Annotated in this window: 6 protein-coding genes; all 6 read left to right on the top strand. The window is 32.7% G+C overall.

Annotated features, from left to right (window positions below; genetic code table 11):
* Positions 1-172 precede the first annotated feature (172 nt).
* The 6 genes from TERY_RS30705 (at position 173) to TERY_RS13700 (ending at position 16,679) form a co-directional block, all read left to right on the top strand.
* A protein-coding gene (locus tag TERY_RS30705; RefSeq protein WP_076611779.1) for an IS630-like element ISTer1 family transposase occupies positions 173-1,019 on the top strand; the annotation gives its coding sequence in 2 pieces (ribosomal slippage) (positions 173-478 and positions 480-1,019; 846 coding nt in all).
* A gap of 822 nt (positions 1,020-1,841) precedes the next feature.
* A complete protein-coding gene (locus TERY_RS13720) occupies positions 1,842-11,360 on the top strand; it encodes a tetratricopeptide repeat protein (RefSeq protein ID WP_011612388.1) in 9,519 nt (3,172 codons plus the stop codon).
* 103 nt (positions 11,361-11,463) lie between these two features.
* Positions 11,464-12,129, top strand: a complete 666-nt coding sequence (locus TERY_RS13715; RefSeq protein WP_011612387.1) for a hypothetical protein — start codon at positions 11,464-11,466, stop codon at positions 12,127-12,129.
* A gap of 54 nt (positions 12,130-12,183) precedes the next feature.
* A complete protein-coding gene (locus TERY_RS13710) occupies positions 12,184-13,044 on the top strand; it encodes a methyltransferase domain-containing protein (RefSeq protein WP_011612386.1) in 861 nt (286 codons plus the stop codon).
* Between the two features lie 55 nt (positions 13,045-13,099).
* On the top strand, positions 13,100-14,035 hold the full coding sequence (locus TERY_RS13705) for a glycosyltransferase (RefSeq protein ID WP_011612385.1): 936 nt from the start codon (positions 13,100-13,102) through the stop codon (positions 14,033-14,035).
* A 169-nt stretch (positions 14,036-14,204) separates the two neighbouring features.
* Positions 14,205-16,679 carry a glycosyltransferase gene (locus TERY_RS13700; RefSeq protein ID WP_011612384.1) on the top strand — a complete coding sequence of 825 codons (2,475 nt, stop codon included), beginning with the start codon at positions 14,205-14,207 and terminating at the stop codon, positions 16,677-16,679.
* Positions 16,680-16,714: the final 35 nt, after the last annotated feature.

The raw sequence follows: 16,714 nt of genomic DNA, 5'->3' as shown, positions 1-16,714 counted from the left end.
AGAATGTGAGTATTAATGTAGTTGACAAGGAAGTGGATAGAAATAGTGAAAAGCAATACTATGTTCAAAATCTAAAATTGTAAATAAAAGTAAAAAAAAATTAAAATTAAATAATATAGCAGTCGAAGCAAAGATTAGGACATAATGCTCGAAAAATTATCTAGGAAAGATTATGCCTTCTCCTTATAGCTATGACTTAAGACAAAAAGTTATTAAGGCCATTGATGGTGGGATGAGTAAAACTCAAGTAAGTTCTATATTTAAGATTAGTCGTAATACCATCAATACTTGGTTACATAGAAGAAGAGAAACTGGGGATATAAAAGCAAAAACAGGTTATCAAAAAGGATATAATCCCAAAATACCAGACTTAGAACAATTCAGAAAATTTGCCCAGATTAATGGCAGTAAAACTCAAAAAGAAATGGCTGATGAATGGCCAGATAAGGTAAGCGATCGCACTATAAGTAAAGCCTTAAAAAAAATTGGTTATACAAGAAAAAAAAACTTACGGTTACAGAGAAAGAGATGAAGACAAAAGAAAGAAATTTCTGGCCAAAATTCGCGATAAAAGGCCGGAACAGCTAGTGTATATAGATGAATCAGGTATGGATAATAGAGAAGATTATGGTTATGGATGGAATGAATTGGGAAAAAGATATTACGATTTAAAGTCAGGAAAAAGAAGTCTAAGGGTAAGTATTGTAAGTGGTTTGTGTGAAGGAAAATTAGTTGCTCCATTAACATTTGAAGGCTCTTGTAACCGTGTAGTTTTTGAAAAATGGTTGAGAGAAAAATTGTTGCCACAATTAAAAACAGGACAATTAGTAATATTAGACAATGCAAGTTTTCATAAATCCCAAAAAGTTAGAGAATTAATAGAATCAGTGAATTGTGAGCTTGAATATTTACCACCATATTCTCCTGACTTAAATGAAATAGAACATTATTGGTTTCCAATTAAAAATCGAGTCAGAAAGTCAGAAGGAACAATAGAAAATTTTCGCATTGAGAGTTGATTATGCTGTTAAGTTAACGTCCTAACCTTTGCTTCGATTGCTATAAAGGGAGAAAATAGAGAAAATATAAAATATTAAGTATATGAATCTCACTCTTCTACTCAAAACCTTTTCCATAGAACTGATTAATCAGGAGCTTTTGAAAATAATGGCTCCCATACTACCTGTGGCCAAACCGGAAACATCCAGAGGAAGGAAACGAACAGTGGAGTATTGACTTAATAGATATTTCCGGAAACTAAATTAAAATTCAAGTAAATTAATGGGTTGAAAGTCTCATCCTTCTAGGGTGGATATTTGATTTTTTTAAAATAAATATAATATACATAATATATGTTTTTTTTATAAATTAGTCACCTGCGGGTAGTCACCAGACAAAAAATGGACGCACCAGGCAAGCTTAAGACCAATGTCAAGCTAGCAGCAGCCTGCGAACCCTCAACCCACGAAAACCTTTGGTTAGGTAAAGTAATTTCTGTGCCTTAGTAAGTCAGTTAAACAGATTTTGAATTGGGCATATTACAGACTTAAACTTTTATTGAAACACAAAGCTGGTGAATACAACAAAATTATCTTGGATGTTTCAGAAGCTATAACTTGCAAAACTGTCAGTTGGACTGGAACCCGTAAAATGTTGATTATACATTGTGGTCAGTCGTAAAATATCAATTCATACACTATCTGTAGATGTGTTTTCCTACAGAATACTACACGAATATGTTGTAGACCATTCATCCATGGCTATTAAACACCAACTAAAGACAGTAGTTATGGTTCAGTTATGACTAAACATATTTAGAAAATAATGGAGAAAAATAATACATGCAAAATACTCCTGTTATTCAACTGATAGATGAAGCTAAAAACATCGCAATTAAAGGTTCATTGTGCCAGGAAAAAGGCCAATTAGAAGAAGCAGCATTTTATTATCAACAGGCACTAAATCAGAATCCAAATTTACAACAAGTTAACTATAACTTAGGGATTATACACTATCAACAGGGAGATTTATTAGGAGCATATCAGAGCTATAAAAAAGCAATTGCCCTAAAACCAGACGATATTAACGCTTATTATAATCTGGGCATTGTCTTGCAAAATCAAGGTTTATTAATTTCAGCAATTGATAGTTATCAGCAAGCAATAAACTTATCAAAAAGTGAGAAAAGTAACTCTCATGAAACTATAGTTAATTGTTACAGTAATTGGGGTTGTATTTTATTGCATCAAGGTCAATCAGATGCAGCAATTGCTGTATTTAAAGAAGCTTTATTGCTGAAACCAGACGACTTTACTATCTACAATAATATTGGTCAAGCCCTATTACAAAAAAGTCAATTAGACCAGGCAATAACTTACTTGAAAAAATCCCTAAAGTTAGAACCTCAATTTACCATATCTCTTTATCATCTTGGTCAAGTATATCAAAGTCAGGGATTACATGAAAAAGCAGTTAAATATTTTCAGCAAATCATAGAACTAGAACCAGAAAATCTAACAGCTTATAGTGAGAGTTTTTATTCCCTAATGGAACAAGGAAAACTCTCAGAAGCCATGACTAATTTACAAAAAGCTATTCAGAACAATTCTTTTGTGGAAGGTTACTGTAAATGGAGTAATTTATTAGCAGAAAGTACAGATGAATTAGACAAAGGGAAAGTAGCCGGCGCCAACTTTTTAAAAGCTCTAAAAAACTCTAATTTTCCCAATTCATTATCTCTGAAAGAAATTTCTCAATACCTGATAGAAATCTATCTACATTTAGGGAATGTATCAGGAGAATCTGACCAGGATGAACAAGCAAAAATTTATTATAAAAAAGCTTTAGAACTGGAAACAGTAACAGCAGAAGAATATGTCAAGCTAGGTAAGAGTTTAGTCAAGCAAAATCTGATAAATTCAGCAATTATTATTACTAATCTAGGATTAGAAACTTATCCAGAGCATCCCGAAATATTAGAGAATTTGCAGAGTTTATCAAAATCAAAAAAAGCTCAGAAAAAGCCGAAATTTTTATCATCATCCTGTGAAAGATTAAACAGTAGACCATGGTGGGAACAAAATTTTCAAGAATTTAATATGCTCCACTTAGGCAGTAGAATTTATAGCTGTTCAGAAAATCAAACAACGACAAATATTCTCAGCCAAAATAACTCATTAAAAAGAGCAGAAACAGAAACATTTGTAGCTCAACTACTATCAGGTAGGGCATGGGTTGTACCCCAGAAAAAATATGGGATGATTAATAATGCAATAGCAATTATCAATCAAGATAATCAACTTGTAAAAGAGCTTTCCTGGAACGAAGCAGGTCAGCTAGGATGTCAAAATTCTGATGAAAATAAACAAGAAATTTTTGACTTAGAAGAACTACCAGAATTAGAAAAAATAGATGGTAAAGTAGCAGTATTATCAGGATTATATGACCATGTATATTTTCATTGGATGGTAGATATATTGCCGAGGTTAGAAATTCTAAAGCTTCATGGCATAGACTTAAAAGAAATAGATTTTTTTTTAGTTAGTAATTATCAGATGCCATTTCAAAGGGAAAGTTTGAATGTATTAGGTATTCCCCAAAATAAAATTATCTCCAGCGAACAGCACCCTTATATCCAAGCTAAAAAATTAATTGTTCCCTCATTTCCTGGAGATTTAGGTAGGCTAACATCCTGGAGTTTAGAATTTCACCGTCAGGTATTTTTATCAAGAATAAAACAGGAGATATTTACAGAAAATAAAACCAGCTCATTCTATCCAGAAAGGATATATATAAGTAGAAATAATTCACGATATAGACGAGTTTTCAATGAAGAAGAAGTACTCTTAAAATTAAGTGAAATAGGTTTTGTTTGTATTCAGCCAGACTCAATGAATTTGAAAGAGCAGATAGCCATATTTTCTCATGCCAAAGTGATTATTGGAGCTCATGGTAGTGGACTGACAAATATTATATTTTCTCCTAGAGGAACTAAAGTTATAGAATTAGTATCACCTAACTATATTAGACATTATTATTGTGGGATTAGCCAAAAAATAGGACTGGAACATTACTATTTAAAAGGAGAAGATTTTGGTTGTGCTCCCATCCGGAAATTAATGTATCAAAATCCTCTGACAGAAGATATTATCCTGAATCTTAATTCTTTAGAAAAAGCTCTAAAAGTTCTTGGCATTATTGAGAAGAAAAAAATACTAGAAACAGTTTTCAGTAGTGAGATAAAAGCGTCTATTCAGAAAGAACAACAAGTAGGTATTAGGAAAAAAATATCTCAGGAAAAGAAGAAGCTACCGATGAAACAGGTAGGTCAAAAAATATCATTAAAAGTTAACTCCCAAGAAATAGCTGGTCAGTTAAATAAACAAGCAGAATTATACTTAAAGCAAAAAGAATTAGAATTAGCCAAAACTACCTGTACTCAAGCCTTAAAATCTCAACCAGATTATAGCCCAGCTTGTAAAACTTTAGGGAATGTTTTTTATGCTCAAGGTCAAATAGAAACCGCCTGGTATTGGTATACAAAAGCTATAGAATATCAGCCAAATTTTGCAGAAGCTTATGCTAACTTAGGCACATTATCTGTAAAAAAAGAACAGTGGCAAGAAGCAATAAGTTATTATCAAAAAGCTCTAAAAATTCAACCAAAATTTGCCGGAGTTTACCGAAACTTAGCCAGAATTTATCAAAAAATTGGCAGCTATACTGAGGCGGAAAAATTTTCGATAAAGGCTGAATATTTAGAACCTGTTAATCAAAAAATAACTCCAGAAAATCAAGCCATAAAATTAACTTTATACTACAAAAAGTTAGGCAAAAGATTGCAATCTCAAGGGGAAGTAGAAGCAGCTTGGCAGTCCTATAAAAAATTTCTTTCTTTAGAAAAAAATGACCCAGAAATTTATCTGAATATCGGTAGTTTATATGCTCAACAGGAACAATGGATAGAAGCAATTAAATGTTATCAAAAATCTTTGGTTATCCAGCCAAATTATGCTGATGCTTACCGTCAACTAGCTATAGCTTGGAGAAAAGTTGGTAAGAAGACAAAAGGTGATAACTGTTTGTATCAAGCCTACAGTTTAGAGCCTGGAAAAGCTACAGCAGAAGAACATTTAATATTAGGAAATAGTCTGCTGCAACAAAAGGTAATTTCTCAAGCAATATCGTGCTATTGTCGGGCGATAGAATTAAATCCTAATTTATTAGGAGCTTATGAAAGTTTAGGGGAAGCATTAAAACTGCAAGGAACAAAGAAACCTACTACAAAAGTGTTTCCTAATTATTGGCAAAATCTCGAAAATTCTCTCAATTTACTAATAGGAGAAAATCACCAAAATAGTCAGGGAATAATTCAGCAGGTTCGGGCTGATGATACAATTCATATTATTCAGAAACCTGAAAATTTTCAAAGAGTTGTTAGTAAAGGAGTTAGTAGAGTGATATCAACTTTTGATTTAAAAAGTGATTTATCGGACTCTGTTAATTATCTAGAATCATCTTTATCTGTGTTAGAAAATAGTCAGGATAAAAGGGTTACAAACTATAAGGAAATTACGAAAACTTTAGCTCCCAATAAACCTCTAATCATCGAAGCAGATGTCACTAATGTTTATGGGAATATAGAGGGAGAAAAAACCGTTATGAATAGTCCAAAAAAAGCTAATAATAATCAGATTATTCACTCCACTTTAAAACTGAAAGAAATTTCCAAAGTCAATGAGGTAAAACAAATAAATTCAACGTTTCTTTTAAAAGATATGACATCTAATGGTGTGAGAAATATTCCTAATGTTTATATTCAGGAAGCTCAAAAATATTATGAGGAGGGATTTTATGAAAAAGCAATTTCTCAATGTCAGCAAGCGATTTCTCTTAAAATAGATGTAGCAGCAGCTTACATAATTATCGGAGATTCTCAGAAAAAAATTGGGGAAATAAAACAAGCTGAGAGCAGTTACAAAACAGCTCTGGAAATTCAGCAAAGTTATGGTTTAATTTATATAGTATTAGGCAATTTATATGTTGAGTATAAAATTTTGAATTTGGTGATTTATTGTTATGAAAAAGCGTTAGAAATAAAACTAAAGGTGGCTGAGAATTATTACAAATTAGCGATGGTTTTGACTGAGTTAGGTGAAACATTAGGAGTTCTAGATTTTTGGTACCAAGCTTACTCTTTAGAACCTAAAAAAGTAACTGCTAATGACCATTTTAATTTAGGAAATAAATTGTATGAGAAAGGAAAAATTGCTCAGGCAGTATCTTGTTATCAAAATTCTATAGAGTTAAATCCTAATTTGGGTACAGTTTACTATAATCTTAGTTTGGGATTAAAATGTCTCGGAAGATGGGATGAAGCAGTTATTTATTACCATAAAGCTAAGGAAATTTGGGCAGATAAAAATCAAAATCAGAATACTTTAAAGGTTGATATGAATTCTGATATCTCAGCCAAGTTAGAAGCTGAATACGAGAATGGTTATCAACTAAATTCAGCAAAAATTAAAGATAAAGTTGGGGAAAATAAAAATCAAAATCAGAAGAGTTTAAAGGTTGATATGAATTCTGATATCTCAGCTAAGTTAGAAGCTGAATACGAGAATGGTGAGCAACTAAATTCAGCAGAAATTAAAGATAAAGTTTGGGAAAATAAAAATCAAAATCAGAAGAGTTTAAAGGGTGATGTGAATTTTAATATCTCAGCAAAATTAGAAGATAAATATCAGAATGGTCATCAACTAAGTGCAGCAGAAATTGAACGGAAAAGTGGTGAATTACTGCAGTTGAATCAGATAGTGACAAATCAGATTAATTATTCTCAAAAAGCAGAAGTTAAAGAACTATTAAAACAAGCTAAGACTTATTATTTAGAAGGATTGTTTTCTGAGGCGATCGCTATCTGCTATTCAGTAATTAAAGTTGAAAAAAACTCAGAAGCTTATCAGATAATGGGGAAAGCTTTTCAACAGAAAAATCAATTAGATAATGCTATTAATTGTTATGCTCAAGCACTGAAACTAAATCCTAACGACTCAGGTGCTAATTATGAGATGGGAAATATATTAGCTCTTTTACCAGGAAAATTAGAAGAGGCTATTTCTTATTACCGTAAAGCTATTGAAATTGAGCCATACTTGACAGAGGCTTACTACTCTTTAGCTAATATTTTAGTCAACCAAAACCAATTAGAAAAAGTAGTAATTCTCTATGAAAAATTAATTGAAATTCAACCAAATCTCTGGGAACCTCATCATAACTTAGGGGATATTTTAATTAAACAAGAAAAATTTTCCGAGGCCATTTCGGCTTATGGTCATGCCATAAAATTAAATCCCAACTCTTCTGTGTCTTATGTTAAATTGGCTGACATCTTGGCCAAGGTAGGGGAACTTTCCCAAGCAATAAATGCTTACTACAAAGCAATTGCAATAGACCCAGATTTTGTTGATGCTTATCAGTATTTGGGTGATGCTTTAAGAAACAAGGGGGAGAAAGAAGAGGCTATAAAGGTTTACAGAAAGGCCATTGAAATTCGGCCTCAATTATGGGAAGTGCATCATAAATTAGGTAGTTTGTTCCAGGAAACAGAGGAGTTAGAAACGGCTGCTAATGCTTATAGGAAATCTATTGAATTGAATCCTGATTTTTGTTGGTCTTATAATAATTTGGGGGATGTTTTAGTTAGGTTAGAGAAGTGGTCGGAGGCGACTGGTGTTTATAGTCGGGCTATTGAGTTAAATCCTGATTTTTGTTGGTCTTATAATAATTTGGGGGATGTTTTAGTTAAGTTAGAGAAGTGGCCAGAAGCCAAGAGTGTTTATCATCAGGCTATTGAGTTGAATCCTGATTTTCCTTGGAATTATTATAAGTTGGCAGATGTGTTGGTGAAGTTGGAAGATTGGGAAGGGGCGATCGCTGCTTACCAAAAAGCAATTAAATTAGATCCTGACAGGAAAGATATAAAACAGTATTTAGCAGATGCGGAAAATCAGCTTCAGGAAAAAATAGCTAATGCTAAACAGCAGCAAGAAGCTAATAAGAAGTTAACAAAGGCGGGGCAGTTTGGGAAAATATTAGCTACACAAAGTAAGTCAGATTTAGAAAAAATTGCTGTTAATAACACAATTAAAGTAGATGCAAATTTTGCAGAATATTACCATTTACAAGGTGATACTTTGGTAGAAAAAGGAGAGAAAGAAAAGGCAATAAAGGTTTATAGAAAAGCCGTTGAAATGGAACCGGAATCATGGGAAGTACATCATAAATTAGGTAATTTATTGCAAGAAATAGGAAAGTTAGAAGACGCAATTGCTGCTTATAATGAATCGATAGAATTAAAGCCCGATCTTTCTTGGTCTTATAATAATTTAGGGGATGTTTTAGTCAGGTTAGGGAAGTTGAATGAAGCAATAAAATATTATCAAAAAGCCATCTATCTAGAACCAAATTTTGCTTGGTCTTATTATAACTTAGCAGAGCTTTGTTTCCTTTTAGAAAAATGGGATGAAGCAGTGAATGCTTATCGTCGATTCATGGAGATTCAGCCTGATTTTTCTCCTGAAGTAGAGGAAAAATTAAATCAAGCATTGCATCAGCAGGTTCAAGGGAAATTAGAGCAAGCATTAAGTTATTATCGGCAAGGGATCAGGAACGATCCGACAGATGTGAAAAGTTATGAAAAGGCTTTAGAAATTAAGCCAGATGATGCTGAATTATATTTGGGATTAGGTCATGCTTGGATTGCAAAAGGTCAATCAGAAAAGGCAATCTTAGCATATCAAAAAGCTATAGATAAAAATCCCGATATTTTCGTCTGGTCTCGCCACAACTTAAAAAAAACGATGCAGGTAGGAGGATTGGAACAAGCGTTCCATGCATTTCGTCAGGCAGCTAAATTAAACTCTCAATTTCAAACTCAGGAAGTAGAAAAAAACAAACAAGATTCACTACAGTTTGATACTCAAAACAACACCCAAACAAAAACGGTTTTTTCTACAACAAAAAAAAATCTTTTATCTAATCCACAATTCCTTAATTTAGAAGAACTTAACATTTGTGAGGGTAATATTGCTCCTAGAGACTGGGAATTAGTAATAAGACCTGAGTGGAAAGTTGCAACTCAATTTGTTCGTAATAAAGAGATACCTGAAATAAACAAAGAACTGGTTGATAATGATAGTTTTTTTTATATTAAAACTCAAGATGTTAAACAAACTAATCCCAGATCTTATTTACGTCAAATTGTTAGAGGTATTAAAATATTTGAAGATACCATTATTACAAGCTCTGTACAACTTTGTTTGCAAAATACTAATAGATCGGAAATAGTCATAGCTATTTTTGCTGACGATAAATTGACTAATAAAATTTATCAACTCTCTACTAAAGTCCATAGTAATTTCGGCTGGTCAACCACAAATATATCAATTAACCTCAACAAAGTAGTCAAGAATTTACCTGAAGAAGTACATATAGGGTTTTATATTAACCTACCGACAACCAGTGCTGGAAATTTGTGGTTAGCATTTTCTGAATTAATAGTTATAGATGCAAGTAGTGGCTTTAAACCAATTAATTTTTCCTTTTTTCCTTTTGGTAATTACTCTAAAGCTAGCGCTAGACTTAGGACTTGGAAACTAGTAGATTGCCTTCGCAAAGCAGGTCATCTAGTCACTATTGGTTATAGTGACAAGAGTGATGTTTATGTATTTCAGAAACTTCGGCTTTTCGATCAACTTAATGATCGATCAAAAATGCAACTTAGAGAACTCAAACATGAAAACAAAGTGGTTGTTTACGATTTTGATGATAATTATGTTTTACCTAATCAAGGAACACAAGAAGAGTTAGTAGCATTTATGAATTCAGTTGATGTAGTTACAGTTGGTAGTCAATTATTAGCTGATTTTGCCAATAAATATCATCCTAATGTATTTGTTTTAGAGAACCCAGTCGATATCAACACAGATGATATAGTTAGAGAACCAACTCCTGAGCTGAAAAATATTGCCTGGTTTGGCGCTCCTGAGGGGATTTTACAGATTAAAAATGTAAACATTGAGGAAAAAATTACAACCATTACTAAAGGGGGGGATATTGAATTTGAGATCAATACTGTCGATCAGACTTTGACGGAGTTCGATCTTCTGATATTTCCTCTTGAACCTACAGAATGGAACCTAGCTAAAAATGCCAATCGCATGATTAAAGCTATTGCTTTAGGTGTACCAGTATTAGCAACTGCAACACCAGAACATAGGAGAGTAGCTAGAGAATTTAATTTGGGTAACCATTTTTTAGTGAACTACGATGGTAATTGGAATGAAAAGCTGACTTATCTGAAAACAAATTTTGCCCAGGTACAAGAAGAAATATTGGTTGCACGTCAACGTGCATTAGAGATATATTCAACTCAAAAGATTACAAAAAACTGGTTTAATAATGTGCTTGGTAGTCGAAAACGCTGGATACCAACTCAAGTAAAAAGAAATTTTACTAAAACTTATCAAAAAAACTTTTTATCCCAAGTTGCAGTTTTGATTTATGACTACTCTGTGACAAAAACTTTTACTACTTGCATAGAGGAGTCAGAGGTCAACTGGTCAGATTTTGGTAGTCAATATATTGTAGCTACTACTCCTTATGAGCAAGAACTAAAAATAGAAAAGCACGGATTTCAGTATTTATTCCCTGAAAATGATTACTTAGAAATTTTCAAATATTTTCAACAAATTATAATAGAAGCAAACCAAGATTGGATTTTATTAGTTTCTGGAAATTGTATTTTAACTCAAGGTATCTATGAAGAGTTAGATCGACATTTAAGTAAATCAGATGCAGAACCCGTTTTACTACTAAAGGTTCAATCTTATGGGTGCTTGCCAGATATTCAATCAAATTCAATATTTGATGGGATTAAATTCATGATCAATCCGAATACACCTGATGTTATGCTAATTAAGCGTAGTTGGGTAAAACCTTATATTCCTCTAATTCAAACACAACTTAACTATTGGGGTTGGAACATTACACTTTTGGCATTAAATAATCAACAGAAAAATAACTGTTGTTATGTAAATATTCCTGTAGTATTGAGAGGAAACAGTGATATAGATAGTAATTTATCTAGGCAATATGTAAAATGGTTGGAAATATTTCCTCCTAAAATTCCGCCACAGATGCCTGATATCACAAATCAGTGGAGGCGAATCAAGCATGATATTATTCAGGATATAGTTACCAATTTTCCTGATGTTTTACCCATATCTTTCACATCTGCACTAGAAAAAATAGATATATTAAATGATGAACTTAACAGACTCAAAAAGAAATCAAGATGAAAATTTTGTCTAATCCTGCTAACGGTGTGGAAAATTAGAGATTTTATAGTGGAATCACAGGGTTATCTACAACAAAAAAAAATAAAAAGAATAAGAGAGACAAATGAAACAATATATTATGCAAACATCAGAATATAACCTGATTAAAATAATCGACCAAACTGCTAAAGAGAAAAATTTATCCTTTTCTTCTTGTATTGAGTTTGGACCTGGCAATAACCCGTTACATGATTGGTTTAAAAAATACAATAAGGCGAAAAATGCTAAAGATTATATTTGCATAGAACTTGACAATAATATATCAAGTAAGTTACTTGCAAGGAATATTAATACATACTCAGATATTATACAATCACCTCTGAAGATAGCCGATCTAACTTTGGCATTGGAAGTTTTGGAGCATATACCAGAAAATGATTTATTAATCTTTCTGGAAAAAATTAAAGCAGCTACCAATGTAATGTTTGCTTGCACAACTCCCAATTTTGAGCATTGGGATGAAACCCTAAAACCCTTGCCAGAAGTTAAAGAATGTAGGTATATTCCAGATCATTTTCCTTACTACAAACCAAAATCTACTAATCCACATCATCATAAAACAGCAATGACTCCAGAAAAGATGTTTAATCTGCTGTCTCAGGTTTTTCCTTTAGACACTTGGTATATTAATGTTTACCGTGCTTGGCCTTGGAAAATTAGTGATTTAGCTCGCAATTCTACCTACCAGTTATATTTCAAATTGTTTGGTATGGTGGTGAAGAAGATTTAAACATTACCTTGTAAGAGTTTTTAATAATTTATTAAATAAAAAAAATATCAAATTATGCAAAAAATTAAGAGAAATAATATAGAAGTATTCAAAAAATGTATAGAACAATCATCAAACCATATGTCTTGTTTCTTTACTGAAACTTTGGTCAGGTTACTATTATCTTATGTGCCAATGCTTGATTATATAACTAAATATAATATCCAACCAAGAAAAGCTGGAAGTTTTGGCTCTGGAAGTTGCTCACATGAAGTATTTCTTAGTCAAGCATTTCCTAATATGCAGATGTTTTGTTTCGATAAATCTTCAAAATATATACCTAAATATAATTGGAATTATATACTTGAGAATAACAATATTGAGTTTGTAGACGTAGATTTAGATCATTATGAGTGGAGCAATTTGCAATCAAAGTTTGATTATACTTTTTCAATACAAACTTTGGAACACATAGAAGATTATCAAAGTGCGCTTGTCAACTTAAGTTCTTGTGTTATGCCTGGAGGATATATTTATGTAGATACTCCACATTATTCAGAAAAGGATGAACAAGAATCTTCGGATTATTTAGTAAACGAAAGAAAAAGGCAGTGGGATAAACATAAGCACTACCATTTAGGTTTTTCTCGAAAAAGAATGATTGATAGATTAGGCAATCTTGGATTTGAAATCATAGATAGCGGGTATTATTCATACCATGAAGGTGATACAGAATTATTAAAAATAATTAGAAGTTCGGGTATATATGCTAAAGTTAAGGCAGAACCACTTTTGGCTATATTTATTAGCTATTTATTACAAAACATACTATCAAAGTACGAAGTTAAATATAGAAATATATTTGACACAATAGATGAGGCAATGAATCAAAATCGTGTTGCCTCTGCTATTAGAATATTGGCTAGAAAAATTTAGTTTTTAGAGTGATTTTTAGACAAATAATAAAAAACAAATAATATATCATAACAAGATGCAAATATCGCTTAAAGCAAGGTTGAATATTATTAAATATCCCTGGCATGTTGCCCATGATTATGAGTTGTGTAAATTACCTCACAATATGATATTTTTAACGAACACTCATCGTCGCTGGAATGTAAATTACAGACCTATTCCACCATATGTAAAATTTGCCAATAATATAGAATCAGTAGAAACAGATTTAATGATTTTGCATGTAGATCAGTGGACTTGGCATGAATTAGATAAACGGTTACTATTTTTGCGTTATCGTAATATGTACAAAGGCAAAAAAATAATCATTAATCATGGCTGTAACATGGTTGATGGTTGTACTTCTGAAGAAATTAAAGAGTTAATAGGCGATAATTTTATGGTGTGTAATAGCAGCACGGCTCATCACCTTTGGGGTATAGAAAATTCCCGATTTATTCGTCATGGGATGAGTCCTGAAGAATGGCCTCAAAGTAATTATGGTCGTGGAAATATAGTTGTTAATCAACCTCCAGGGAAAATACATAATGAATATCGTAACAACAATGCAGTGATTAAATTTGAAGAAAAAACGGGCATAAAAGTTGACTGGATTGGAAGAGATTACAAATTTAGCTCATTTAGTAAATATAGGACTTTTCTCTCTACCTCCTCAATCCTATTTAGCCCCTCATACGCATCACCAAATCCAAGAGCTAGGACTGAAGCAATGTTATGTGGTATGGCTCTAGTGACGACTAATTTTCATGGTGAAAGTGAGTACATTGTTAATGGTGAAAATGGTTATGCTTCTAATAATATGTCTGAGCTTTATGAATATTTAAAGTTTCTCTATTATAATCCAAAGGAAGCTAGAAGAATTGGTCATAATTCTCGTAATATGGCAAAAAATGTTTTTCATATTGATAAATTTATTGCACAGTGGCAAGAAGTCTTGAAAGAGGTTGTCTAATAGGGATGATATTCACTTAATATTTGATACAAAATAAGTTTTGAAAGCATTATCTTTTTTTTTACAGCTATCAACCTAGTTTATGAAGTAGTTTTATTTTTTTATTCGCACTTATATTTCCTCCTTGTAATAAAAGGGATGTGGAACTTTTTGACTAAAATTTAAGAATATGAAAACTTGTGAAAATTACCTAGAAGAAGCCAAAGATTTCTACAAGAATCAGAGCTGGTCAGAAGCGATCGCTGCCTACCAACGCGCCCTCGAACTCAACCCCAACCTCCCAGGAATACACAAAAAAATCGGGGATGCTCTACAACAACAAGCAAAAGCAGAAAAAACCAATCTGCTGAACTATTACAAACAGAAAATTCAACAAAACCCAGACGATCTACAAACCTACTATCAAACATTAGAAATTTCTCCCAATGACGCCGAGGTTTACCTGGGCTTAGGAAAAGCGTTGACCAAAAAAGGATTCTTCGACAAAGCTCAACTCGCCTATCAAAAAGTTCTCCAACTGCAACCCCACCATCCCTTAGCAGAGAGTTTTCAATGTGCTCCAAATTCCACCATTAGATCCCCAGACCCTTCTCTCCCCCAAACCCCCCAACTAGACCAAGCAAAACAAACTCTTGATACTCTTAACCAAATCACTCTTGATAGCTTCCTCAATACCAACTCTCAACTAAACTTTCCCCTGGTTGAAAATCCAGAAATTAGCATCATTATTATTCTCTATAACCGAGCAGAAATAACTTTAAGCTGCTTATATTCCCTTTTGAGAAACCCCTTTCAATCTTTTGAACTGATATTAGTCGATAACAACTCCACTGATACCACCCGTCAACTGTTACAACAGATAAACGGGGCCAAAATTACCCTGAATCATCAAAATCTTCATTATCTTCTGGGATGTAACCAAGGTAGCAAAATTGCCCAAGGAGACTATCTCCTATTTTTAAATAATGATGCTCAAGTTTTAGGTAATAGTATCCCCTCCGCTCTCGAAACTATTAAATCTTCAGATGATATTGGTGCAGTGGGTGGAAAACTAATCCTTCCCAATGGCACTCTCCAAGAAGCAGGAAGTATTATTTGGCAAGATGGAACTTGCTTAGGATATGGACGTGGAAACTTACCCACTGCACCAGAATATCAATTTCAACGTGCTGTTGATTATTGTTCGGGAGCTTTTCTCTTAACTCGACGAGATTTGTTTTTACAATTAGAAGGGTTTGATAAAGATTATCAACCAGCTTATTTTGAGGAAACCGACTATTGTGTGCGACTGCAAAAATTAGGAAAAAAAATTATTTACGACCCCAATGTAAATATTCTCCATTATGAGTTTGCTAGTTCCAGTCATACAGGTTCAAGCGAGCAGGCGAGCGCTCTGATGGAAAAAAATCAAAAGATATTTCAACAAAAACACAAAGACTGGTTTTCATCTCAATATCTTACCGAACTCAAGAATTTAATATTTGCTCGAACTCAAGCTAGAGAAAGACCAAAACCCATATTATTTATTGATGATAGAATTCCTCATCCTTGGTTAGGTCCAGGTTATACTCGCAGTCATTCTATTCTCTGTAATCTTGTTAAATTAGGCTATTTTGTTACCCTTTACCCAGGGGATCTGCGTCATCTCGAAGATTGGTCAACTGTTTATGCCGATATTCCCCAAACTGTTGAAGTTATGCGAGGATATGGGTTAATTATGTTAGAAGATTTTTTAAGAGAACGCAAAGGATACTATGATTTAGTTTTTATTAGTCGCCCTCACAATATCAAACATTTAAACTCTATTTTAGTTAAAGAAAATTTACTCAAATCAGCAAAAATTATTTATGATGCTGAAGCAATTTTTAGCATTCGAGACTATGAATATAAACGTTTAAATCAAACTTATTTTACTGAAATAGAACGTCAAACAGCCATTAAAGAAGAAATTAAACTGGCAAAAAATAGCCATCATATTATCACCGTTTCCTCCCCAGAAAAACAACAATTTATTGAGCAAAACTATGCCAATGTCAGCTTGTTAGGTCATTCTCTGTCTGTTTATCCCACACCTCAATCTTTTTTGTCAAGACAAAATTTCTTATTTGTGGGTTCAGTTTATGAAAAAGAATCTCCCAATGCTGATTCTATTTTATGGCTAACTTCTGAAATATTTCCTCTAATTCAGAAACAACTAACTCAAGATGTTGAATTAATAATTATTGGGAATAATACTGTAGAAGAAATTCAACAAAAAGTAAATAGTTTAAACAATACATCAATCAAAATTTTAGGAAAAGTAGATGATATCAGACCATTTTATAATCAGGCGAGATTATTTCTAGCTCCCACTCGATATGCAGCAGGAATTCCTCATAAAGTACATGAAGCAGCAGCTTACGGTTTACCTATTGTTACCACATCCTTAATTGCTCAACAATTAGGATGGAAACATGAAACAGAATTATTAGTTAGCGATGATCCAATAAATTTTACTCAACAATGTGTCAAGCTTTATCAAGATTCAAGCTTATGGAATAAACTGAGAAAAAATGCCATAAAGCGAGTTCAAACTGAATGTTCTCCTGAATTTTTTTCAGAAACTTTAAAGTCGATCTTAAAATCTTTAGAAAATTCAATATAGATAGCTTTTAGTAAATCATTTTCAATATACTAATC

This window comes from Trichodesmium erythraeum IMS101, from assembly GCF_000014265.1.
In the GTDB taxonomy this organism is placed as follows: Bacteria; Cyanobacteriota; Cyanobacteriia; order Cyanobacteriales; family Microcoleaceae; genus Trichodesmium; species Trichodesmium erythraeum.
Note: the sequence above shows the minus strand (reverse complement) of the source record. Positions and strands in the feature narration are given on the sequence as shown.